This window comes from Brevundimonas sp. FV1ye28 (assembly GCF_058681135.1).
Map to the genome: position 1 here is coordinate 322,791 of NZ_CM178731.1, position 21,982 is coordinate 344,772.

Consider the following 21,982-nt stretch of genomic DNA (forward strand, 5'->3'; position numbering starts at 1 on the left):
TTACTTGATTTCGATCAGGGCGTCCGCGCGCAGGTCGCGGATGTAGCGGCGGGCGAGCATGGCCAGGTTCTGGTTCTGCAGCCGGGACTCGACCTCGCGGGCCGTGGGGACGTCGACGCCGCCGACCCGCCGACCGCAGACAGCCAGGAGGTGGATGCCGAGCGGCGTGCGGACCGGGTTGGACACCGTGTTCACCTCGGCCGAACGAGCGACCTGCTGGAACTGCGGCGCGAGATTGGCGACGTCGCTCTCGCCAAGATCGGAGCCGAGCAGGCCCGTTTCCGACGTCGCGCGCTGCAGAATGTTGTCGCACGTCAGGCTGGGGCGGATCGCCTCGAGACGCTGGGTTGCGGCGGCGACTTCGTCGGTCGTCGCGGTCTCGGGCAGTTCAATCATCGCCTGCTTCATCGTGACCAGGCTGGTCGCGGCGCCGGAGCGCTTGTCGCGCATGTAGATGATATAGACGCCGCCATCGACCGGGATCGGGCGCGACAGCTGACCGACCTGCAGGGAATCGAGCGCGGTCTGGAGCGCGGGCTGCACCGTGCCCTGGACGATCCAGCCGGCGTCGCCGCCTCGCGCGGCCGAAGGGGCGGCCGAGAACTGACGCGCGACGTTCTGGAAGGCGGCGCCCTGAACCATCTGGGCCACCAGTTGCTCGGCGCCGTTCAAGGCGGCCTGCTGACCGCCGACGCGGTTGGCTTCCAGGTATATTTCACCGACCAGATACTGGGGCTTGGAGGCGGCCTCGGTCAGCTGACGCACGGCCTGTTCGACCTGGGCGCGGCTTACGCGAGCGCGGGAGTTGAAGCGGCCCCCGACCAGCTCGCGCCAGCCGATCTCGGTGCGCAGCTGTTCGCGCATGGCGTCGGGGCGGATGCCGCCCTGGGCCAGGAAAGCCATGTAGTTTTCAGGGGTCGTGCCGGCTTCTTGAGCCATGGCCGCGATTTCCTGATTCACCTCCTCGTCGGTGATCTTCAGGGTCTCGTAGTTTGCGATCTCCTGGGCCTGGAGCCGCTCCTCGACCAGGGCTTGCAGCGCCTGCTGCTGGATGGCCGGGATGTTCTCTTCAGTCGGCTGCACCTGGCTCATGGCGATGACCGACAGCATGCGCTGACGCAGGTCGAAGCCGGTGATGATCTGGTCGTTGACCGTGCCGATGATGCCGTCGGCCAGGGTGAACTCGGCGGCGGCCGGCGCCGCAGTCGTGGGCGCCTGTTCCGCTGCGGGATCCAGTCGTCCGGCCGCAGCCTGATTGGCGGGCGCCGCCGGCGTCGCCGTCTGAGCAATCGCAGATCCGGCGACCAGCGCGGCCATCGCGACCCCGGTCGTAATACGCATCAAACCCATGGTCAGTCCTGATTCCTTCGAGCCTGCAGCCCCAGTTCGCCACCGGGTCGGCGCCGCCTTTACGCGTCATGCCTAACGCAAGCCGTTTGATCCATAGCCTGACCCTCCAAAAGTGGCGAGGTTTAGACGGAAATAGACGCCTTCGGAGGGACCGGTCGGGCTGACGCGGGTGTTGTCCCGGCGATAACCGACCTCGACGCGGAAACAGTCGTCATCGAAGACGATCCCGACTTCCGATCGGGTGATCAGGTCGCGCTCCAGATCGGCGATGCCCGCGACCGCCACGCCCCAGTTGCCGGCGACGAACTGCTGGCCCGCCAGCTGGACGAATTCGTAGTTGCGGTTGAGCGGTCCATCCAGCGGATTGGAGCGATCGACGATATAGCTGAGGGTCGCCAGATTGCGCCGGCCCCAGCGGCCATCGACGGCCATCTCGGCGCGGCGGATGTCGCCCGATCCGTCCACTGTCGCGTGGCCCCAGCCCCGGACGCGGTCCGACGGCTGGAAGCTGGCCTGGACGACCCAGTCTGAGGTCTGCGCCGCCAGACCGGAGGGGTCATACAGGCTCGTCGGGGCGTCCGGGATCGGGATGCGGAAGGCGTCCTCCTCGGCGTCGCGCATGCTGCGGCCGACGAACAGGCTGGCGGTGCGGCCTTCGCTCCAGCGCAGGGTGGTGCGGACGCCGGCGGTGACGCGGACCCCGCCTTCGAGCAGGTCGTAGCCGGGGAAACGATCCATGCGGAACAGGGACGATTCGTCGAGCTCCAGCGTCTGGGCGTCCTCGACCGGGATTCGCGCGTCGAGGTCGGGATCGGTGGAGACCGAAATCTGGCCCAGCGGCTCGACGATCAGATCGGCGCCTTCGCTGAGACGGCGGATCAGGGGATAGCTGACGTCCACGCCCAGGGAGGCGCGACCGCGGGTGATGGTCTCGTCCTCCAGGCCCAGCAGCGGCGGCAGGTCGGCGACGGAATAGACGTCGCCGCGCACGTCCACGAACGGCTCGTAGCGGATGCCGGCGGCCGAGGTGAAGGTCCGGCGCCAGTCCAACTGGCCGGTCACGCGACGGCTGTCGACGCCGGGGAGGCCCAGGGTCGAGCCGGTCGGAACCACCTCGGGGCGCAGGACCGGGCTGCCGAAATAGTCGTCGCGATACAGGGACACGGCTGAACCGCGCAGGCGCAGGCGTCCGCCCAGCACCGGACCGGACGGCTCCCACCGTGCGTCGATCAGGGGTGCGACCAGGGGCAGGGCGCCGTCGGATTCGAAGATGTTCAGCGCCGGGGTGACGTCGTTGAACTGGGCGACGCGCAGGCTCTGGATCGAGAAGGCGGCGACCGAGAGATAGGAGCGGGCGGTCTGGCGTTCGGCGTAGATCTGGCTGATCAGGCGGCGCTGGTCGCCGTAGTAGAGGCCGTTGTCCTGATAGGGATCGATGACGTCGTAGCGGTCGAACAGGGTCTTGTCCGAGGTCCGCTCGGCCGTGAAGCCCCAGCGCCACGGGCCGGCCGGATCGAACCGGCCGTAGCCGAGAAAGTAGCTGCGGCTGGTGCGGTCGCCGAAGTCGACGTTCGATTCGGCGGAGCCGTCGCCGTTCAGGTCGAAGTCGCCGAAGTTCTGGGCATAGGTGTAGCCGCCGCGCGCGACGATGGTCCCGTCGGCGAACCGGCGGCGCCATTGCAGGTTCAGGAACGGCAGCACCCGGGTGTTGAACTGAGGACTGATCAGCCAGTCCTCGGACGGCGAGACCACGTGCAGATAGGGCGTTTCCACCGATACGCCGCGCCCGTCGTCGTAGTTGAAGATCGGCACGAGAAAGCCGGACGCCCGCTCCACCGTGGGATCGGGGTGGGCGAAGAAGGGGGTCCACAGGACCGGCACGCCGCCGACCTTGAACACGGCGTTGCGATAAAGGACCGCGCGCAACTCCTCGTCCTGGACCACCTTCTCCGCCTGGATGGCGATCGAGGGCGTCTTCGGGTTCCCCTCGGCGTCGCAGATCGGGCAGGGGGTGAAGAGGGCGTAGTTCAGCTCATTGACGTTCTCGGACCGACGGACGGCCGTGGCGGCCATCAGGCTGGCGCCGGTGGCGGTGCGCGTCGCGAAGTCGACGGCGACGCCGGCCCGCAGGTCCGAATCGAGTTCGAGGTGGCTGGCGAAGACGGTGTTGCTGTCGGGGTCGATCAGTTCGACATCCCCGTCGGCCGTGCCGATGCCCTGAGCCAGATCGTAGGTGACGGCCCGGCCGCGCAGGGTGTGGCCCTGGAAACGGGCATAGACGCGGTCGCGTTCTCCGGTCGCGCTGATGACGTCGCCCTGGCGTCCGGCCTCGTCGGCCTCGATGTAGATGGAATCCGCAGCGAGACCGTCGGCGACGACCGGGGCGGTCTGAGGCGCTGGCGCTGTCTGGGCCAAGGCGGAGACCGGCGCGCAGACCAGCAGGGCGGCTCCCGCCAGCAGGCGACCGCGCAGAGCGTTCTTGCGAGAGACGGCGCCTTCAGCCCGCATAGTTCAACCGTTCCTTCAGGCCCCCGCCGGGGGCTCGCTTAGCCGTCTTCGGTATAGAACAGCAAGGTGAAGGCGGCGAGCGCCGTCAGGATCGCCGGCAACCAGGCCGCAACGAACGGCGGCACCACCTCGGCGGACCCCATGGCGGCCGAGAACTGGTTGAGGAAGAAGAAGGCAAATCCCAGCACGACCGCGACCACGGCCATGCGCGCCAGATCGCCCAGACGCATCAGCCTGAGCGAGAAGGCGGCGGCCAGAATAGTCATGGCCGCGAAAGCGAGCGGCGTGGACAGCAGGGTCTGGAGCCGCAAACGGTAGGCTGTCGACGAGAAGCCGGCGTCCTCGATCCGCTGGATCTGGCCGGGCAAAGACCAGAAGGGCGTGGACTGCGGGCGGGCAAAACGTTCGAACGCCTCGTCGTCGGCGAGATTGGAGGGCAGGTCGAGCGTGGCGTATCGCACTGCGCGCTGACCGGTCTGGGCGCCCACGGCATCCAGCAGTCGCCAGCGGCCGGCGCTGAGGCTGGCTGAGGGGGCGTCGATCCGCTCGGTGAAGGCGCGACGACCCTCGGGATTGGTGGCGTAGATGAAGAAGGTCACGTCCAGCAGGCGGGCGTTGGCCCGATCCTGACGCGCGGCGCGGATGACCATCTGACGCGGACCGTCGCCTTCGCGCAGCCAGATCGCCTCCTGTTCGTCGCCGCTGACGATCGAGCCCGAGATGCGCTGACGCTCGCGCTGGAACAGGCCGTCGCCCGAGGCGGCGACAGGGCCGATCACGGTCACGGTCAGGACGCCCAGCACCAGGGCGGCGCCGGCTGCGGGCAGGACGAACCGCCAGGCCGAGACGCCGGCTGCGCGCATGGCGACCAACTCGGAACGCCGGTTCAGACCGACGAAGGCCGCCAGGGTGCCGAACAGGAAAACGAAGGGCAGCAACTGGACGATCACCGCCGGCGACTTCAGCAGCATCAGGCCGAGAATCCGCAGGCCCGACAGGTCGGTGTCCGAGCCGAGACCGCGCGAGATCTCCACGAAGTCGATCAGCATCACCAGGGCGGCGATGACAGCCAAGGCCACGCCCAGCGAGCGGGCCAGCTGGATCAGTACATAGCGTTCGATCCGCCCCAGCCGCAGGGCGCTGAGGACATGACGGGGCGCGTCGGCGATCGATCCCAGACCGGTCATGCGAAGCGCGCCTTGAGTTGGGCCAGGGGCGATCCGCCCTTGGACCGACGCGGTTTCAGGGCGCGGAACAGCAGGCGCAGTGCAACGGCGGTCGCAGCGATGGGCAACAGGTACTGGAAGACGTTGAGCCAGCTGTTCCAGGCGCTCGCCGCCACGACGGCGTAGCCGAAGATGCGTACCAGCAGGAAGGCGGCCGAGGCCTTGGCGATCCGCATGCTGTAGCCCGTGCGACTGAAGGCACCGCCCATGATGGCCGCCAGCGCCATGGCCATGGCGGTCAGGGCGTAGAGGGGTGAGGACAGGCGGCTGTGCGCCTCGGCCAACAGTTCGCCGCGCGGAGCGGTGTCGCGGATCAGCGCAGGTGAAGGGTCGAACAGCTGGGTCATCCACAGATCGGCCGGCTTGTAGCGGATGTTCTGGTCGTCAGTGACGTACTGGCCGAGCGGGAAGACGTATCCGTCGAATGACAGTTGCTGGAGGACCCCCTTTGAGTCGTACTGTTGCCAGGACCCCTGTTTCATCGTCAGAACCGGCTGGCCGTCGACCCGGCCGAAGCGGGCCTCCGTGGCGTCCCAGGTCGTGACCCTGTCGCCGTCCTCGATGTAGATGAAGAGGTTCTTCAACAGGCCGTTCTGTTCGATCTGCTGGACATAGACGGTCAGGCCGTTGGGACCCTGGACGAACCGGCCTTCCTCGACCAGTAGGGCGGCGAGGTCGGTGCGGATTTCGAATGCCTGTTCGCGCGCCGTCCTCTGGGCCCAGGGCTGGATCAGGACATTGGTGGCCAGGGCTACGAGGGTGACGGCTATGGCCAGGCGGGCGGCGGGGGCGATCATCTGCCAGCGCGACATGCCGCTTGCATAGGCGGCGGTCAGTTCCTGTTCGCGTTGTAGCCGGGTCAGGGCGATCAGGGCACCGACGAACAGGCCGATCGGCAGGATGACGGCCAACAACTGGGGCACGGCCAGGAGGGTCAGCTTCAGCATCACCCAGACGCTCTGGCCGCGCTCAACGATGACCTCGAGCTGATCCAGGCTCTGGCTCAAAAGGCCGATTCCGACCAGCGATCCGCAGGCCGCAAAGACTGGCAAACTGATCTGTCGGAAAAGGTAGCGTTGAATCAGGGTCATGCGGGCGATGAAAATCACCCGGTTGCGGGCGCGGACGTTGCGGCGCATCTAATACACGTCCGGGCGCGCCGCCGACAATGGCAGGTGTGACCACCCACAGTTCAATGACCGGGAGTCTCCATCCCGGCTGGAGTCTGCGTTTCCATGAAGATCGAATTCGTCGCCGAAGCCGGTGCTGCCGGCGCGCTCGCCATCCTCGTCAACGACGGCCGTGTGCTGACCGGAGAGGGCGCTTCGCATGACGCCGCGACCGGTGGCGCGTTGACCAAGGCGATGGGCGCAAGCCGCTTCACCGGTGGCTCCCACTCCAGTCTGGTCGTGGCCGCGCCCGCAGGCGTGCAGGCAGATTCGATCGTGCTGGTCGGCGCGGGCGAAGCGGGCAAGTTCGATGATCTGGCGCTCGAGACCGCCGCCGGCGCCGCCTACAACGCGGTGAAGCTGTCGGGCGCCGAGACCCTGACCCTCGACCTGGGACATCTGTCGGGCGCCGAGGCGGCCCGCGCCGCCTTCGCCGTGCGTCTGGCCGCCTATCGGTTCGACAAGTACCGGACCAAGGAAAAGCCGGACAAGATCCCGTCGATCAAGACAGTCCGCATCGTCACCAAGGACGCTGCGGGAGCCAATGCCGCCGCCGAAGGCCTGAACGCCGTGGCCGATGCCGTCTATTTCTCGCGCGATCTGGTCGCTGAGCCCGCCAACATCCTCTACCCGGCCGAGTTCGCGCGCCGTGTGAAGGAACTCGAGCGTCTGGGCGCGACCGTCGAAATCCTCGGCGAGAAAGAGATGGAAGCCCTGGGCATGCACGTCCTGTTGGGCGTCGGTCAGGGGTCGGTGCGCGAGAGCCAGCTGGCCGTGATCCAGTGGAACGGCGGTGTGGCCGGCGACCAGCCGATCGCCTTCGTCGGCAAGGGTGTCTGCTTCGACACCGGCGGCATTTCGATCAAGCCGGCCGCCGGCATGGAAGACATGATCTGGGACATGGGCGGCGCCGCCGCCGTGGCCGGACTGATGCACGCGCTGGCGGGCCGCAAGGCCAAGGTCAATGCCGTGGGCGTCCTGGGCCTGGTCGAGAACATGCCTGACGGCAACGCCCAGCGTCCGGGCGACATCGTCACCTCGATGTCGGGCCAGACGGTCGAGGTGATCAACACCGACGCCGAGGGTCGCCTCGTTCTGGCCGACGCCCTCTGGTACACGCAGGACCGCTTCAAGCCGAAGTTCATGATCGATCTGGCGACCCTGACGGGCGCGATGATCATCTCGTTGGGCCTGGATTATGCGGGCGTCTTCTCGAACGACGACGATGTCGCCAACGCCATCCTGGCCGCCGGTCCCAAGGTCAACGAGAACGTCTGGCGCATGCCGATGCCGCCGCAGTACGACAAGATCATGGACAGTGTGAACGCCGACGTGAAGAACTCGGCCGGTCGCGACGGCGGCTCGATCACGGCGGCCCTGTTCCTGCAGCGGTTCGTCAACGGCACGCCGTGGGCCCACATCGACATCGCTCCGACGGCTTGGGTCGCCAAGTCGACGCGCCCGACCGTGCCGGACGGCCCGGTCGGCTGGGGCGTGCGTCTGCTGGACCGGATGGTGGCCGACAAATACGAAAACTGATCGCCGTGTAAGGCGGGCGGCTCGCGGCGGCGTCTGGAACAGGAAGGGAAGGACGGCGCGGCGTGTCGGAGGTTTGGTTCTATCATCTGGAGCGGTCCACGCTGGATCAGGTTCTGCCTGAGCTGCTGGACCGCACGCTCCAGAGAGGTTGGCGCGCGCGCGTCAGGGTCGCCGACCCGGATGCGCGCGAGGCCATGGACGAACGTCTGTGGACCTGGCGGGACGAGAGTTTCCTGGCCCACGGCCTGTCGGACCAGCCGCATGCAGAGCGCCAGCCCATCCTGCTGACGGCGGGAAATGAGAACCCGAACGGGTCTCAGGCGCTGTTCATCGTCGACGGCTCAGACATGAGTCTCACAGAGGAGTTCGAGCGGTGCTTCATCATATTCGACGGGCGGGACGAGACCGCCCTGCATCAGGCGAGGGAACGCTGGAAGGCGCTGAAGGGGCAGGGGGCCAACCTCGCCTATTGGAAGCAGTCGGACGAAGGGCGTTGGGAAAAGGCGGCCTGATCGCGCCTCTTTTGGCGTCGAGCCTGTTCCTTGCCGCCTGTTCGTCGGGGCCGGCGGCGGTGGAGGCTCCGGCTCCCGCCGTGGTAGCCGAGGCCGAGGCCAACCAGCCGGTCGGGTCGCGCATGCCGGACGGCGAGGCCGATCTCTGCAAGGCCGCCGACTTCCAGTATCTGGTCGGCAAGCACAGGAACGAGATCCCTGTGCCGGTCGAGGTGGTCAATCGCCGGGTGGTCTGCACCACCTGCCCGGTGACGATGGACTTTTCGCCCTACCGGCTGAACATTTTCTACAACACCCAGACCGAGATCGTGGAGCAGGTTCGATGCGGATGATCGCGGGTCTGATGCTGGCGGGTGGTCTGGTGGCGGCTTGCGCCCAGCCGCCGGCACCGCGGCCGGACGAACCCAAACAATGCGATGCGGCTGCGGCCCAGTCGCTGATCGGTAGTCATAGGGGGGCGGTCGATTTTGCGCCCGGGGCCAATGTCCGGTTCGTCTGCACGACATGTTCAGCGACGGAGGACTATCGTCCGAACCGCCTGAACATCCGCTTCGACGAAGCGACCGGGATCATCCGCAGCGTCGACTGCGGCTGACCCCGGCCCGCCCGCCTGGCGCTACCAGCGCCAGGCGTCGTGGATGACCTCGATGATGTAGCCGTCGTAGCTGTCGATCAGATAGATCGTGTTGTCGACGGCGACCCATTGAGTCCCCGGAGGCGGGTAGCCGAGCCCGTAGGTGCGGTAGTCACTGAGGCTGTAGCGCCAGAAGATCGAAGGCAGGTAGCCGCCCTCATAGTAGCGCTGGCCGAAATACTGTCTCGGAACAGCGTAGTAGCCGTAGTTGGGCGCGAAGTAGAAGCCGCTGCGGAAGCCGGTATAGCCTCGGAACCCGCGATCGTTGCGCCACCAGTCGTTCGAGCGGCCACGGTTCCAGCTGCGGCGCCAGTCGTTCTGGTTCCAGCGGTTGCCCCAGCCGTTGTAGTCGCGGCGGCCGTTGCGGTCGCTCTGCCAGTTGCGGCCGCCGTTGTTCTGGCCGTTCCAGCCGCCGTTGCCGCGATCGTCATTGCCCCGGTTCCAGTCCTGGCCGCGCCCGTCGCGACCCCGATCACCGCCGTTCCAGCCGCCGTTGTTGTCCCGGCCGCGACCGTCGTTGCCGCGGTTCCGGTCCTGGCCATCATTGTCGCGGCCGCGTCCGCCGCGATCCTGACCGCCTCGGTCCTGGGTCGGGGCCGTAGGGGTCACGACGGGCGGGTTGTTCTGGTTCCAGCGGCCGGGGCCGTTGCCGGTCTCGGTATTGCCGCCGCGATCGCGCTCGCGGCCGCCGCCACGGTTTCCACCGCGATCGCCGCGATCGCCGCCACGGTCTGCGCCGCCGTTCCAGCCGCCGCCGTTACCGCCGCCCTGGCCGCCGCGATCCCCGCCACGGTCTCTGGCACCGCCGCGCTCTCCGCCACGGTCGCCGCCGCCGCGTCCGCCTCGGTCACCGCCGCCGCGTCGGTCCTGAACGTCCTGGACCTGGGGGCGGGGCTGTTCGAAGCGGGCTTGCGCCAGCATCGGCGGAGGCGTGTTCTCGTCCGGCTGGAAGCGGCCGCCCGCATCGTTCGCCGGCGGCGGAGGGGGCGGCGGAGCCGCCTCGACCACCATGGCCACCTCGTCTTGCGCCATCGCCAGGGCAGGCAGACCGGCCGGGAGGGCCAGGGCGGTGAAGGCCACGAAGGCCGTCAGCATCGATTTCATTTCGTTTCTTCCCCGCACGCCGGTTCTCCGGCGGCTCGTGATCACGGTCTGCCTTTGTCCATGAACGGTGGCTGAACGGCGGTTCAGACGCCGCTGACGGGACATGACGACCTTGCGGCCGCGCTTTTTCGCGCCCAGATCGAAGCCTGCCCCACGGATGAGAGACGCGCCATGACCGCCCCGATCGAGCTCTGGTACTGGCCCACGCCCAATGGGTGGAAGGTCTCTATCGCCCTGGAGGAGATGGGGCTGGCCTATGAGATGAAGCCGGTGAACATCGGCGCCGGCGAGCAGTTCACGCCCGAGTTCCAGGCCATCAGTCCGAACGGCCGTATGCCCGCGATCGTCGATCCCAACGGGCCGGGCGGCGAGCCGATCTCGATCTTCGAGAGCGGGGCGATCCTGCAGTATCTCGGCAACAAGTCGGGGCGGTTCTATCCCGCCGATGTCCGCCAGCGGGTCGAGATCGATCAGTGGCTGTTCTGGCAGGTCGGAGGCCTGGGACCGATGGCGGGGCAGACCCATCATTTCCGCCAGTACGCCCCGGCGATCATCAAGGATCAGAGGCAGATCGCCTATGGGGTGCGCCGCTATACCGACGAGACGCACCGGCTGTACGGCGTGATGGATCGACGGCTGGCGGACCGGGAGTACCTGGCCGGCGACTATTCCATCGCCGACATGGCGGCCTGGCCGTGGATCCTGCCGCAGGTGCAGGGACAGGATCTGGCCCACTTCCCGCATCTGGCCGGCTGGATGGAGCGGGTCGGGGAGCGGCCGGCGGTGAAGGCGGGTCGGGCGCTGGGCGACGAGATGCGCAAGAACCTGGCGGCGTCCGGCAAGGCCGCGGAGGAGGCCCGGAAGGTGCTGTTCGGACAGCGGGCGCGTTAAGCTTCACAGCATCAAGGTAAACGGCGCCTTTACGGTATATTTCGGAGGTCTGAACCGCGGTTGCGGTATTCATTTTCCCTTTACTGAAAAGACTTTACGGTCCGGGGCGCTGTTAACTTTAACTTCAAACCGGGGGTATTTGATCACGGTCGAAGGGCGGGTCCAGAACGGACGTCCGCCATCGCAAAGGACGACCGTGATGAACGCGCAAGAAACCGCGCCGGAACTGCACAACGAAGCCGAGGCCTCGTTGCCCCTGCCCACCGCCGACATGGACGGTGAAGCCCTGTTCCGGCTGGGCATGATGTATTCCTCGGGATCGGGCGGCTGCCCGATGGACCGGGTCTCGGCCCACATGATCTTCAACCTGGCGGCCATGAAGGGCTCGATCGAAGCCCGCGTCTATCGCCGCGAGATGTCCGAAGAGATGGAACGCGAAGAAATCGCCGAAGCCCAGCGCGCCGCCCGTCGCTACATCGACGCCGGCGTGGTCAAGCTGGCCGCCTGAGGTTTCCGCGACGGATGGGGCTCTGAATTCAGAGTCCAGATCGTCCAGAACGTGGAGCGTGCGGCGCGATCTCGTTGAAATCTCAGCAGATCGCCTTTGAGGACGAATGGGACTCGAGTCCCACCGTCGGGACTCTTTTGGAGCGCTTCGGCGCCTGTGATCGACTTGTCAAAGACCTTGGCTGTGCAGGTGGCGCGCACCCGGCAGCATACAAGGTCCGGACATGAATAAATTCTCCGCCGCGTCAACGCTCGATGCGCGCCGCGTTCCGCAGCAGACTAGAACTGCTGATACTGGCCGTTGATCGTATAGTTGAAGCCGACGGGCAGGGCCGCCTTCACCTGGGTGAAGAAGTTAGCCAGTTCGCCGAGCGTCGAGCGCGGCACGTAGAGAAGGTCGCCGCGCCGCAGGGCCACGACCTCTCCGCGCCGCTGGCGCAGATCCACAACCCGCATCATGCGAACGCCGCCGGGACCGCGGCGGATGAGAGCGACCTGTTGCGGGCGGGCGCTGGGCAGGAAGTCGCCGGCCTGGACGATGGCCTGATAGGCGTCGCTGTCGCCGATCAGGTCGTAGACGCCGGGGGTGCGGACCTCGCCTGCAACCCAGACCTTCACCGGGCCGGCGGTCTTGAGGGTGACCTCGACGATCGGGCGCACCAGTTGGGACGCATAGGCCGAAGACAGTTCATACTCGAGTTCGGCCAGGGTCCGGTCCGCCGCCATGGCCTGTCCGATCAGGGGCAGGGCGATGCGGCCGTCGGGGCCGACGCGGATGGTGCGGGTTAGTTCGGTGGCCGTCGGGGTGGCGACCTCGATCTCGTCACCCGGATAGAGCAGGTATTCCGGCTCAGCCTCCGTCCAGTCGGCGAAGGCGATATCTTCGAAGTCGCCGCGCTGGATGCGCTGGCCGGCCGGCGAAGACTGGCCCGAGGCGCAGCCGGCTGCGGACGAGGCGACCATGGCCGCGCCCATGGTCCAAAGAATCTGACGCCGATCGAACATAGGGCGACACTCGCCAGTTATGGGTAACGGGTGGTTAACGCCGACAGGCGAAGGATCGGACACGGTTCACTTTCCTACGGATTCGCCAGTTCCATGCGTTCGGCCACAACGACAGCCTATGTCTCGGCGCGACCGCGCTACGGGCTGTTCGACGTCATCGGCCTGCTGTTCCGCGAACTGGTGGTGATGATCCTGGTGTTCGTGCTGGTGCTGGGTCTGGGCGCAGCGGCCGTAATGACCCTGAAGAAGACCTACACCGCCGGGGCCACCCTGCTGGTTAGTCCCGGTCAGGAGTATGTCTATCAGCCGCGCGTGGGTGGGATGACCGACCGCCAGTCGCAGCCGCCGGCCGTCGGCGAGGTGGCGCAGGCCGAGGCCAATATCATCGGTTCCCGCGAAGTGAAGCTGCGCGCCGTGCGGGCCCTGGGCCTGGCCTTCTTCCAGAAGCCGGGCAAGGTGAACACCGATCCCGTGGCCAAGCAGGAAGGCGACGCGATCAAGTTCATCAACGACGGCCTGACCATCTCGACCACCCCCCAGGGCGCTGTCATCGGCCTGGCCTTCGAAAGCGACGACGCGGAGAAGTCGGCGCGGGTCCTGAACGCCCTGATCGACCAGTACCAGATCTATCGCCGCGAAGTGTTCCGCGACGGCACGACCGAGGCCATCCAGACCCAGCGCCGGGTGTTCGAGGACGAACTGGCCGATGCGGACCGGACCTATGAGGCCTTCCTGACCTCCAACGACATCGGCGACTTCGCGGCCAGCAAGGCCGCGCTGGCGGCGGCCTATCAGACGGTTCTGGCGGACAAGTTCGCGGCCGAGAGTCTGCTCAACCAGGCGGCGCGGCGGTTGCAGACCCTGGTGGCGCAGCAGGCGGCGACGCCTGCGGAGGTGACGCTGCAGCAGGACCTGAACGTCTCGGCCCAGGACCAGATCCTGCAGTTGCGAACCGAGCGGGAGCAACTCCTGGCCCGCTATCAGCCCGGCAGCCAGCCGATCCAGGACATCGAGGCGCGGATCGCGGGGTTGCAGGCCTATGTGGCCTCGGGCACCACGGTGGGCGCCAAGGAGGTCCGTCTGGGGCCGAACCCGGTGTGGACCGAGCTGGAATCGACGCGGATCACGACCCAGGGCGAGCGGGATGCGATGGCGGCGCGACTGGCGTCGGTGAACCGGCAGCTGGAGGAAATCCGCCAGCGTCAGGCGATGCTGACCCGCGAGGAATCCGAAAACGCGACCCTGAGCTCCAACCGGGACGTCCTGACGGCCTCGATCCGCGAGTTCCAGCAGCGCGAGACCCAGAGCCGGGCCGACAACGGACTGGTGGCGGCGGGCGCGGACAATGTGCGGGTCATCGAGCGGGCGGCGGCGCCGACGCGGGGGACGAGCCTGAAGCTGCCGCTGCTGGCGCTGGTGGTGCTGTTCGCCGGTTTCACGGCCCTGTGCGTCGGGCTGCTGAGGGTGTTCACCCGGCGGGGCTATGCGACGCCGGCGATCGCGGGACGGACGCTGGAGATGCCGGTCCTGGCCGTCGCTCCGATGAAGGCTCATTGAGATCATCGTGTTAGCCTTCGCGGCATTGGTGAGCGCGTAACGATTCGCATGGTCGATCTGACATCGGAAATGGCGGGCCTGTGGGCCGCGCTGGGACCGGCCCCCGCGCATCGCGGACGGGTCATCCAGTTCGCCTGCGCCAACTCCGGCGAGGGGGCGTCCACCGTCGCGCGCGAGTTCGCGCGGCTGGCGGCGGTGCGGGCGAGAAAACCTGTCTGGCTGATCGACGCGGACCTGGCCCAGCCGGGACAGCAGGAGGCGGTGGCCGCAGAACCCGAGCGTTTCGGACGGCTGGGCGCGGCGGCGTCGTCTTCGCCGGATGGGGCGAGCTTCTTTGCGGTGACGCCGCCGGTCATGGGACGGGATCAAAAGCCGATCGCGCCGGCGCGGCTGATGACGGCGCGGCCCTGCCTCGGCGGGCGACTGTGGATCACGCGGTTCCGGGCCGAGGTGCTGCGGTCGGGGCAGAGGGCCGAGCCGCTGTCGGATCCGCGGTATTGGGATTCCATGCGCAAGCATGCCGACACGGTGGTGATCGACGCCCCGGCGGCGGACCGCAGCGACCTGTGCATCACGCTCGCTCCTTACGTCGATGCGACGGTGCTGATCGTGGCGGCGGAGAGCACGGCGGCGAACGAGCCGGTCATTCTGCGTGACGAGATCGAATCGGTCGGCGGGCGGATCGCCGGGGTGGTGGTGAACCGCTCGACCTATTCTCCGCCGGCCTTCCTCAGGCGGCTGACGGGCTGATCCGGTTCAGGCGGGCGAGTTCGCGCGCGCCGTAGAAGTGCGGTTCGAACCCCTTCATCCAGAAGATCTTTCCGAGACCGCGCGCGGCCTTGTCCATCATGCGGGCGCGCGACGGGTGGACGATGAGGGTCACGGCGATGGCGGCGAGGCCCCAGACGAAGGCCTGGACCGCGCCGACGATCATCCATTTGGCGACGCCGGGCCAGTCGCGGGCCTTGGCGGCGGTCTGGCTGGGGCCCTGGCCGTAGGCGAAGGCGCGTGACAGGGCGTAGCGCATGGTGGCGCGGTGGGGCGGGGCGAACTCCTCGACCCAGGCGTCGGCGGCCCAGCCGAAGGTCCCGCCTCGGGCTTGGAGGGCGGCGAACAGGGCGTCGTCCTCGCCGCCGGACTGGTCCGCCGAGGCGTCGAAGGGTCCGGCGCCGGGCAGGGCCGTGGCGCGGATCATCAGGGAGTTGCCGCAGCCCCAGGGCTTGTCGATCGCTTGCGTGGTCGTGGGACCGGCGCGGCCGAAGAAGGCTTCGAGATAGGGCGTGGCCCAGCCGGTGTCGGCGGGCACGCGACCGGCGATAGGGCCGAAGACAACGTCGGCTTTCGTCTGGTCGAGGGCGGCGAGGAGGGCCGACAGCCACTGCGGAGAGGCGGCTTCGTCGTCGTCGAGGAAGGCGATCAGGGGGGCGTCGGTCTCGGCCAGACCGGCGTTGCGGGCCGTGGCGACGCCGGGGCGAGGTTCGTGGCGGTAGATCAGGGGGCAGGGCGCGTCAGGCGTCAGACGGGTGACGGTGTCGTGCGCCGTGGCGGCCGGATCGTTGTCGACGACGACAATGGAGGCCATGGGAGCTGTCTGGACGAACAGGGAGCGGAGCGCGCGCTCGAGGCTCGCGGGGCGGCGCATGGTCGGCACGATGACCGACACGGTCTGCATCACACGGCTCCGGCGTAGAGGGCGGCGCGGTAGAGGCGGAGCGAGAAGGCGCGGGCCTTGGTCGGCATCCAGGTCGTGGTGGCGGCGCGCTTGATCCAGGGGCGGATGGCGCCGATGGCGGGAACCTTCTTCAGCAGGCGGGCGGCCTTGTAGCTGGGGTAGGTTCCGACAATGTCGGGGTGGCGGGCGACGACGCGGGCGAAGTTGCCGGCGGACTGTTCGTACTTGCCGGCGAGCGCCTCGACGGTGTCCAGGCCCATGTGGGTGGAGGGGTTGTCGACGTGGACGACGGTGAAGCGGCGCGAGACGCGCATGGCCCATTCGACGTCCTCCCAGCCCCAGCCGGAGAATTCGGCGTCGAAGGTTTCGGCCTCGAAGACGTCGCGGCGGACCAGCAGGTTGGAGGTGAAGACGTATTTCTCGGGCGTCTTGGCGCGCTCCTGATAGGGGACGCAGTCGCTCTTGGCTGCCATTGAGCGGTGGACCTGGAAGCGGGCGTCGGTCGGGGCCTGTAACAGGGAGAAGCCGCCGAAGGCGACGGCCGGGTCCTCGCACGCGACGAGGTCTGCCCAGGTCCAGAGGAAGCGGCGGTGGTCGGGGCGCATGTCGCTGTCGAGGAACAGAAGGGAGCCTCCGCGGGCGGCGTCGGCGAGGCGGTTGCGGCCCTTGGAGCGACCTTCGTTCTTTTTGAGCGTAATCAGGCGGGCGGGGAGGGCCATCGCCCTGATGCGAGTCTGCAGGCGAGCGGTCAGTTCGGGGTCGTCGGTGCCGTCGTCCATGACGATGATCTCGACCGCGCCGGAGACGGAGGCGGCCTCTTCGTCGAGCAACTGGAGCAGTTCGGACGGATCGTCGCGCAGGAACGGGATCAAGACCGAGACGGCGGGCTTGGCTCGGCGACGCGCGGCGTTGTCGGTGATGACGGGACGGCTCATGCGGTGGCGCTCCGGTTCAGGCGGGCGCCGATCAGGCGTGTAGCGAGGTCGCGGACCCCGGCGGCGTTCAGGACCATGACGACGACGGCGTAGACGATCGCGCCGACCCCGGCCTTGAGGATCAGCTCGGCCACGCCGCCGATGGCGGGAAGCGGCAGGACGGCGGCGGCCATGGCTGCGGAGGCGACAGCGCAGCGGACCAGGGTGTCCCAGGGGATGGGCATCTTCACGATGCCGCGGCCCATGAAGATGGAGGCGAGGACACCGATGGCGAAGCTGGTCGCGGTGGCGATGGCGGCGCCGTGGACGCCCATCATCGGGACGAGGATCAGGTTGAGGACCACGTTGGCCCCGGCCGGGATGCACAGGGTCAGCAACAGGCGGTCGGTGCGTCGGCCCAGGACGAAGGACTGGCTGAGATAATAGGCGGTGCAGCCCGACAGGAAGGCGGAGAGGGCGATCCAGGGGGTGACGGAGGCGGCGACGGCACGCAGGTCCTCGCCGATCATGAAGTCCGCCAGTGGTCGCGCGACCAGGGCCACGCCGACGGCGGCGGGCAGGCCGATCAGGATGAAGGTCGAGGCCTGTTCGCGCGCGGCCTTCATGAAGGCGTCCTTGCTGCCCCGCTCCCAGGCCATGATCAGGGCGGGGGTGCCGGCCGCGCCCAGCCAGATGAACAGGACGTCGAGGGTGCGGTTCGCGAGGCTGTAGCCCGCGTGATAGGCGCCGACGGCGGCCGAACCCATATAGATTTCGAGCAGGAACCGGTCGGTCGAGGCCATGATGAGGGACAGGCCGAGGCCCGCCGCAATGGGGTAGCCGTAGCGGGCGTAGCTCGCCGTGCGGGTGCGGTAATGAACGCCGCCCCTGGCCTGTTTCAGCTCGCCCGGCAGGATGAATGGCAGGACCAGCAGGGGACCGATGGCCAGGCCGATCAGGGGCGAGGCGGCACCCATACCGCTGACGGCGCAGAAGGCCCCGATAGCGAATCCGCCGAGGGTGACGGCGATGTCCATGCCCGCCGATTTTGAGACCTCTCCGGCCGCTCGGTAACGCTCCTGGGCCAGCTTGGCGAAGCAGCGGATCGGCATGCCGGCCAGACCGGCGGCGATGGCGATCTTCAACCCGTCCCCGATGGGAGCGAGCCAGAGGGCCAGGCCGGCGATCGGGAGGACGGCCAGGGTGACCAGGGCCGCGCCGCGATAGAGGGTCTGGAAGTGGTCGGACAGCGACTGGCCCTGTTCAGCGGCCCAGAAGCGCGCCATGGCGGCTTCAAACCAGCTGAAGGTCACAACATGGACCAGGGTCATGATCGAGAAGGCGATGGCGTAGCGGCCGAAATCCTCGGCCGACAACAGACGGGTGAAGACGACGATCGCGCCGAAGCCGACAAGGCCCTGGACGATGTTGGCGGGCAGATAGCCCCAGACGCCGCGCCAGAACATCAGCGGATCGCGGCTCGGTCGCCCAGCAGGACGGGGACGGTGACGACCATGATCCAGAGGTCGAGCCAGAGCGACTGACGCTCGATATATTCGATGTCGAGCTGGACCCGGCGGCGGACGTCCTGGGCCGAGTGCAGGGGGCCGCGCGAGCCCTTGATGGCGGCCCAGCCGGTCATGCCGGGCTTCATGCGGTGGCGGTGGGCGTATTCGGCGACGAGGCGGGCGCTCTCGACCGCGCCCGTCTTCATGCCGATGGCGTGGGGGCGGGGGCCGACCAGAGACATCTCGCCCTTCAGGACGTTGAAGATCTGTGGCAGTTCGTCGAGGCTGGTCGAGCGGATGATCCTGCCGACGCGGGTGACGCGGTCGTCGTCGGTGGTGACCTGACGGCTGGCGGTGGCGTCGGCCGCCTCCTGGCGCATCGAGCGGAACTTCCAGACCACGATCTCCTCGTGATTGAAGCCGTGGCGACGCTGGCGGAAGAAGATCGGGCCGGGGCTGTCGAGGCGGATGGCGAGCGCGGTCAGGGCCATGATCGGCGCCAGCAGGATCAGGGCGACTGTACCGATGATCAGGTCCTGGATGCGCTTGTTGAAGGCGCGGCGGTCGTCGTCGATGCGGCCGTCGAGCGAGGCGAGCGGCGCGCTGGCCAGACGGTCGAGAGCGGCGCTGCGCTCACGCTCATCGACCGGGTCGACCAGCAGGGTGACTTCGTTGGGCAGGGTGGAGAGGCGGGCGGTCAGTTCGCGGACGCGCTTTTCGGCCTTGGGGTCGATGGCGAGGACGATCCTGTCGACATAGGGCGTCATCCGGTGCGTCATCAGGGCCTCGGCGTCGCCCAGCACAGGCACGCCGGCCACGCTGTCTGGATTTCGGGCCAGACGGTCGTCGAACACGCCCAGGACATTGATGTCGCGACGCTGAAGCGCGTCCTTGATCAGGGTCTCGGCATGGCGGGTCGCGCCGACCAGGACGATGTTGGGCGTCAGGGCACCCTTGCCGCGCCAGCCGGCGACGAGGTCGCTCCAGCCCATGTGCAGGACATACAGGGCGACCGTCACGAGTGCGGTCCAGATGATATAGACGGACAGGGCCGCACCGCCGGCCAGGATAGCGTCAAGGATGACGGCGCAGGCACCGCCGATCAGGGCCAGGCCCGTGACGGCTGCGAGATGCAGCGACGTCTTCTGCCCGCGCGAGAAGCGATAGAGGCCCAGCGATCGCATCAGGCCGAGAAGCAGGACGGCGCCGACGGTCAGCGGCAGAGCGGCTGAGAGGGGTGCGGCGAGCAGGCCGCCGGGCGTCATGGCCCAGACGAGAGCGAGCGTGATGGCGGCGACGACGGCGACGTCGGCGCTGCGGAACCAGTGGACGGCCAACCGCGACGCGTGACGCTGTCGCGCGTTCAGCCAGACCTCGGGGCGGAAGGGACCGCGCCGCGCCGCGCCGTCGGTCTTGGCCACGGAGCGCGCGGCCAGAGCCTGAAGCCCCGGCGCGTCCAGCCGCGCGGCAGCGTCCGCGTCGGAAGGCGCCGTCGCACGGCCGATATCGATGGCGCTCGTCATGGGCGTCATCGTGCACAGGCGCCGTGGATGTGGCGTTAACGCCCGGCGGTTTGCGGGATCACCCGGCTGCGCGTGCGGCCAGCCACGCCTTCAGCTCAGGCTTGACCACCTTACCGGCCGCGTTGCGGGGCAGGGGATCGGCCTGGATGATGATCTCGGTCGGGACCTTGAAGGCGGCGAAGCGGGAGGCGACGAGATCATGCAGGGTCGCGGCATCCACCGTCTCGCCCGGAGCCAGAGAGATGAAGGCGACCGGGACCTCGCCCATCACCGGGTCGGGTCGGGCGACCAGGGCGGCCTCGGCCACGGCCGGGTGTTCGAACAGGACGGCCTCGATTTCCTGGCAGTAGATGTTCTCGCCGCCCCGGATGATGATGTCCTTGGCGCGGTCGACGATGAAGCAGAAACCTTCCTCGTCGAGCCGGGCCAGGTCGCCGGTGTGAACCCAGCCGTCGACGAAGGTCTCGGCCGTCGCCTCGGGCTTGTTCCAGTATTCGCGGACGACGTTGGGGCCGTAGGCGAGGAGTTCGCCGACCTCGCCGGTCGCCAATTCGCGGCCCTCGGCATCGACGATCTTGAGCCGCCCGACCGGGATGGCCGGGCCGCAGCTGTCCGGGCGGTTCAGATAGTCTTCGCCCAGGTGGTGGGTGTGGGTGGCCGAGGTCTCGGTCATGCCCCAGCCGGAGCCGGCCTTGGCGGGTGTGGCCTGTTCGATCTGGCGGACCAGATCGGTCGGGGCGGCGGCCCCGCCGTAGGCCACGGTCTCCAGGGACGACAGGTCGTAGGCGTCGCGGTTGGGATGCTGGAGCAACTGGATGGCGACGGTCGGGACGCCGCCGATGTTGTTAATCCGCTCGCGCTGGATCAGGGCGAGGGCCTCTTCGGCATCGAAGCGGCGCTGGCAGACCAGCTTCTGGCCGGTGATCAGGGCAGGGATCAGGACGGCGTTGCAGCCGGTCGTGTGGAAGAAGGGGATGGAGACGAGGCCCGATTTCTGGGGCGCGGTCGGGTCGAGCGTGGGCGGGGCCTCGCCGCGTCGGAGGGCCGTGCGGCAGAGGGAGAAGACGCCGGCCATGACGCTGCAACCCGCGTTGCGGTGCGTGCCCAAAGCGCCCTTCGGCGAGCCCGTGGTGCCGGAGGTGTAGAAGATGGTCGCGGCGTCTTCGGCGGCGAGGGGAACGGCGGGCATGTCGCCGGGCGGCAGGCCGGCCCAGGCGGCGCTTTCGCCGATGATGTCTTCGAGGCGGGTGACGCGCGGGTCGGCGGCGGAGGGCGCGCCGCGCGAGACGAGGACGTGGCGCAGGTCCGGCAGGTCGTGCAGGGCTGTGCCGATCCGTTCGAGCCGCTCGATGTCGAGGATGGCGACGACGCTGCCGGAGTCCTTGAGGCCGTAGGCGAGCTCAGCGCCGCTCCACCAGGCGTTCAGCGGGGTGACGACGGCGCCGACAAGGGCGCCTGCGAAGAAGGCGACCGGCCATTCCGGCAGGTTGCGCATGGCGACGGCGACGCGGTCGCCGGGGTTGACGCCCCGCGCCTGAAGATCGGCGGCGAGGGCCAGTGTGGCGCGGGCGAAGGCCTCGAACGAAACGCGCTCGTCGTCATAGACGAGGAAGGTCTTGTCGCCATGGGCGCGGCCGGCGAGGAAGCTGTGCATCAGGGTCGGCGGGGCGTTCTTCCAGACCTTGTGCGGCCTGCCGTCGATCTGGGCGTCGACGATTTCGAGAAGCGAGCCGGACGCGGTCAGCAAGGCCGTAGCCTGGGCCAGGCTCATGGCCGGCCATTGGGGGACGGGCGATAGGCTGTCGGTCATCGGGGCTCTTCCTGCATCCGCGTTCGTCGCGGTTATGCAGCCGTTGTAGGCGCTGGCGACGCCTGCGTCAGCGGGAAGAGACGCCGCATGAGGCTCCCCCTTGGCCGAGGCGGGGGGACCGGCCAGGGTCAGGTGAAAGCGGCCATCCGCCTAGCGGAACAGGGCCCGCGAGCCGAAATAGCCCGCAACAGCGGCGGTCGAGGCCAGGAAGGTTCCCCAAGCCATGTCGCTGAGGGTGATGGTTGTGGACCAGCGTGTGAGCGTGGCGTGATTGGTCAGGTCGTAGGTGGCGTAGGCGACCAAGCCGAAGACGGCGCCGTTGATCGCCGCGATCCGCCACGAGTTCTGCTGCAGCGCCGGGACCGTGGCCAGGAAGGTCACGCCGAACAGGAACAGGACATAGAAGGCGATGGCCGGCGGCCAGTTGACCTGGCGGTTCATCCAGTCCCCCAGAACGGGGCGATAAAGGCGATCGGCCATGAGGGTCAGCCAGATGGTGTCCAGAACCGCCATGACCACGGCGGACGAAACGAAGGCGGCGAGATAGCGCATC

At 68.2% G+C, this 21,982-nt stretch carries 20 protein-coding genes; 8 read left to right on the forward strand and 12 right to left on the reverse strand.

Going from position 1 to position 21,982, the window contains the following annotated elements; genetic code table 11:
- The 4 genes from ACW171_RS01630 to ACW171_RS01645 form a co-directional block, all read right to left on the reverse strand.
- Entirely contained in the window at positions 1-1,341 is a 1,341-nt protein-coding gene (locus ACW171_RS01630) for a peptidylprolyl isomerase (protein ID WP_492095311.1), read from the reverse strand.
- Positions 1,342-1,422: 81 nt separating this feature from the next.
- The gene (locus tag ACW171_RS01635) at positions 1,423-3,858 is read right to left on the reverse strand and encodes an LPS-assembly protein LptD (protein WP_492095313.1); all 2,436 of its coding nucleotides are present in this window, start codon (positions 3,856-3,858) and stop codon (positions 1,423-1,425) included.
- Positions 3,859-3,896: 38 nt separating this feature from the next.
- Positions 3,897-5,045, reverse strand: coding sequence for an LPS export ABC transporter permease LptG (lptG, locus tag ACW171_RS01640; protein ID WP_492095315.1), 1,149 nt, complete (start codon positions 5,043-5,045; stop codon positions 3,897-3,899).
- On the reverse strand, positions 5,042-6,223 hold the full coding sequence (locus ACW171_RS01645; RefSeq protein ID WP_492095317.1) for an LptF/LptG family permease: 1,182 nt from the start codon (positions 6,221-6,223) through the stop codon (positions 5,042-5,044). Before ACW171_RS01645 ends, lptG begins: the two co-directional genes overlap by 4 nt.
- Before the next feature lie 96 nt (positions 6,224-6,319).
- Between ACW171_RS01645 and ACW171_RS01650 the strand changes: the two genes are divergently transcribed.
- The 4 genes from ACW171_RS01650 (at position 6,320) to ACW171_RS01665 (ending at position 8,899) form a co-directional block, all read left to right on the forward strand.
- Positions 6,320-7,792 (forward strand): leucyl aminopeptidase, encoded by a 1,473-nt coding sequence (locus ACW171_RS01650; protein ID WP_492095319.1) that lies wholly within the window; start codon positions 6,320-6,322, stop codon positions 7,790-7,792.
- 62 nt (positions 7,793-7,854) lie between these two features.
- The gene (locus tag ACW171_RS01655; protein WP_492095321.1) at positions 7,855-8,304 is read left to right on the forward strand and encodes a DNA polymerase III subunit chi; all 450 of its coding nucleotides are present in this window, start codon (positions 7,855-7,857) and stop codon (positions 8,302-8,304) included.
- Positions 8,286-8,636 (forward strand): hypothetical protein, encoded by a 351-nt coding sequence (locus tag ACW171_RS01660; RefSeq protein ID WP_492095322.1) that lies wholly within the window; start codon positions 8,286-8,288, stop codon positions 8,634-8,636. Before ACW171_RS01655 ends, ACW171_RS01660 begins: the two co-directional genes overlap by 19 nt.
- Positions 8,627-8,899, forward strand: a complete 273-nt coding sequence (locus tag ACW171_RS01665; RefSeq protein ID WP_492095324.1) for a hemolysin — start codon at positions 8,627-8,629, stop codon at positions 8,897-8,899. The genes ACW171_RS01660 and ACW171_RS01665 overlap by 10 nt, the downstream gene beginning before the upstream one ends.
- A 21-nt stretch (positions 8,900-8,920) precedes the next feature.
- On the opposite strand, the gene ACW171_RS01670 is transcribed toward ACW171_RS01665, so the two are convergent.
- Positions 8,921-10,042, reverse strand: coding sequence for an RcnB family protein (locus ACW171_RS01670; protein WP_492095326.1), 1,122 nt, complete (start codon positions 10,040-10,042; stop codon positions 8,921-8,923).
- 171 nt (positions 10,043-10,213) lie between these two features.
- On the opposite strand from ACW171_RS01670, the gene ACW171_RS01675 reads away from it, so the two are divergent.
- Together ACW171_RS01675 and ACW171_RS01680 are read left to right on the forward strand one after the other, a co-directional pair.
- Positions 10,214-10,933: a glutathione S-transferase N-terminal domain-containing protein gene (locus ACW171_RS01675; RefSeq protein WP_492095328.1), complete on the forward strand. Its 720-nt coding sequence runs from the start codon at positions 10,214-10,216 to the stop codon at positions 10,931-10,933.
- A gap of 199 nt (positions 10,934-11,132) precedes the next feature.
- Positions 11,133-11,441, forward strand: a complete 309-nt coding sequence (locus tag ACW171_RS01680) for a sel1 repeat family protein (RefSeq protein WP_492095330.1) — start codon at positions 11,133-11,135, stop codon at positions 11,439-11,441.
- Positions 11,442-11,719: 278 nt separating this feature from the next.
- Here the strand turns inward: ACW171_RS01680 and ACW171_RS01685 are convergent, their stop codons facing one another.
- Positions 11,720-12,445: a polysaccharide biosynthesis/export family protein gene (locus ACW171_RS01685; RefSeq protein WP_492095331.1), complete on the reverse strand. Its 726-nt coding sequence runs from the start codon at positions 12,443-12,445 to the stop codon at positions 11,720-11,722.
- 93 nt (positions 12,446-12,538) lie between these two features.
- On the opposite strand from ACW171_RS01685, the gene ACW171_RS01690 reads away from it, so the two are divergent.
- Both ACW171_RS01690 and ACW171_RS01695 read left to right on the forward strand, forming a co-directional pair.
- A complete protein-coding gene (locus tag ACW171_RS01690) occupies positions 12,539-14,002 on the forward strand; it encodes a GumC family protein (protein WP_492095333.1) in 1,464 nt (487 codons plus the stop codon).
- A 48-nt stretch (positions 14,003-14,050) separates the two neighbouring features.
- Positions 14,051-14,752 (forward strand): P-loop NTPase family protein, encoded by a 702-nt coding sequence (locus tag ACW171_RS01695; protein ID WP_492095334.1) that lies wholly within the window; start codon positions 14,051-14,053, stop codon positions 14,750-14,752.
- Here the strand turns inward: ACW171_RS01695 and ACW171_RS01700 are convergent.
- From ACW171_RS01700 to ACW171_RS01725, 6 genes are all read right to left on the reverse strand, one after another.
- Complete coding sequence (locus ACW171_RS01700) at positions 14,733-15,674, reverse strand: glycosyltransferase family 2 protein (RefSeq protein ID WP_492095336.1); 942 nt, start codon at positions 15,672-15,674, stop codon at positions 14,733-14,735. The two genes, ACW171_RS01695 and ACW171_RS01700, sit on opposite strands and share 20 nt — an antisense overlap.
- Positions 15,674-16,609, reverse strand: coding sequence for a glycosyltransferase family 2 protein (locus ACW171_RS01705; RefSeq protein ID WP_492095338.1), 936 nt, complete (start codon positions 16,607-16,609; stop codon positions 15,674-15,676). Before ACW171_RS01705 ends, ACW171_RS01700 begins: the two co-directional genes overlap by 1 nt.
- Positions 16,606-18,054: an oligosaccharide flippase family protein gene (locus tag ACW171_RS01710; protein ID WP_492095340.1), complete on the reverse strand. Its 1,449-nt coding sequence runs from the start codon at positions 18,052-18,054 to the stop codon at positions 16,606-16,608. The genes ACW171_RS01705 and ACW171_RS01710 overlap by 4 nt, the downstream gene beginning before the upstream one ends.
- Positions 18,054-19,619: an exopolysaccharide biosynthesis polyprenyl glycosylphosphotransferase gene (locus ACW171_RS01715; RefSeq protein ID WP_492095342.1), complete on the reverse strand. Its 1,566-nt coding sequence runs from the start codon at positions 19,617-19,619 to the stop codon at positions 18,054-18,056. The genes ACW171_RS01710 and ACW171_RS01715 overlap by 1 nt, the downstream gene beginning before the upstream one ends.
- A gap of 58 nt (positions 19,620-19,677) precedes the next feature.
- Positions 19,678-21,429, reverse strand: coding sequence for a class I adenylate-forming enzyme family protein (locus ACW171_RS01720; protein WP_492095344.1), 1,752 nt, complete (start codon positions 21,427-21,429; stop codon positions 19,678-19,680).
- Positions 21,430-21,579: 150 nt separating this feature from the next.
- Positions 21,580-21,981 (reverse strand): DUF2177 family protein, encoded by a 402-nt coding sequence (locus tag ACW171_RS01725; RefSeq protein ID WP_492095346.1) that lies wholly within the window; start codon positions 21,979-21,981, stop codon positions 21,580-21,582.
- Between the last annotated feature and the right edge of the window lies 1 nt (position 21,982).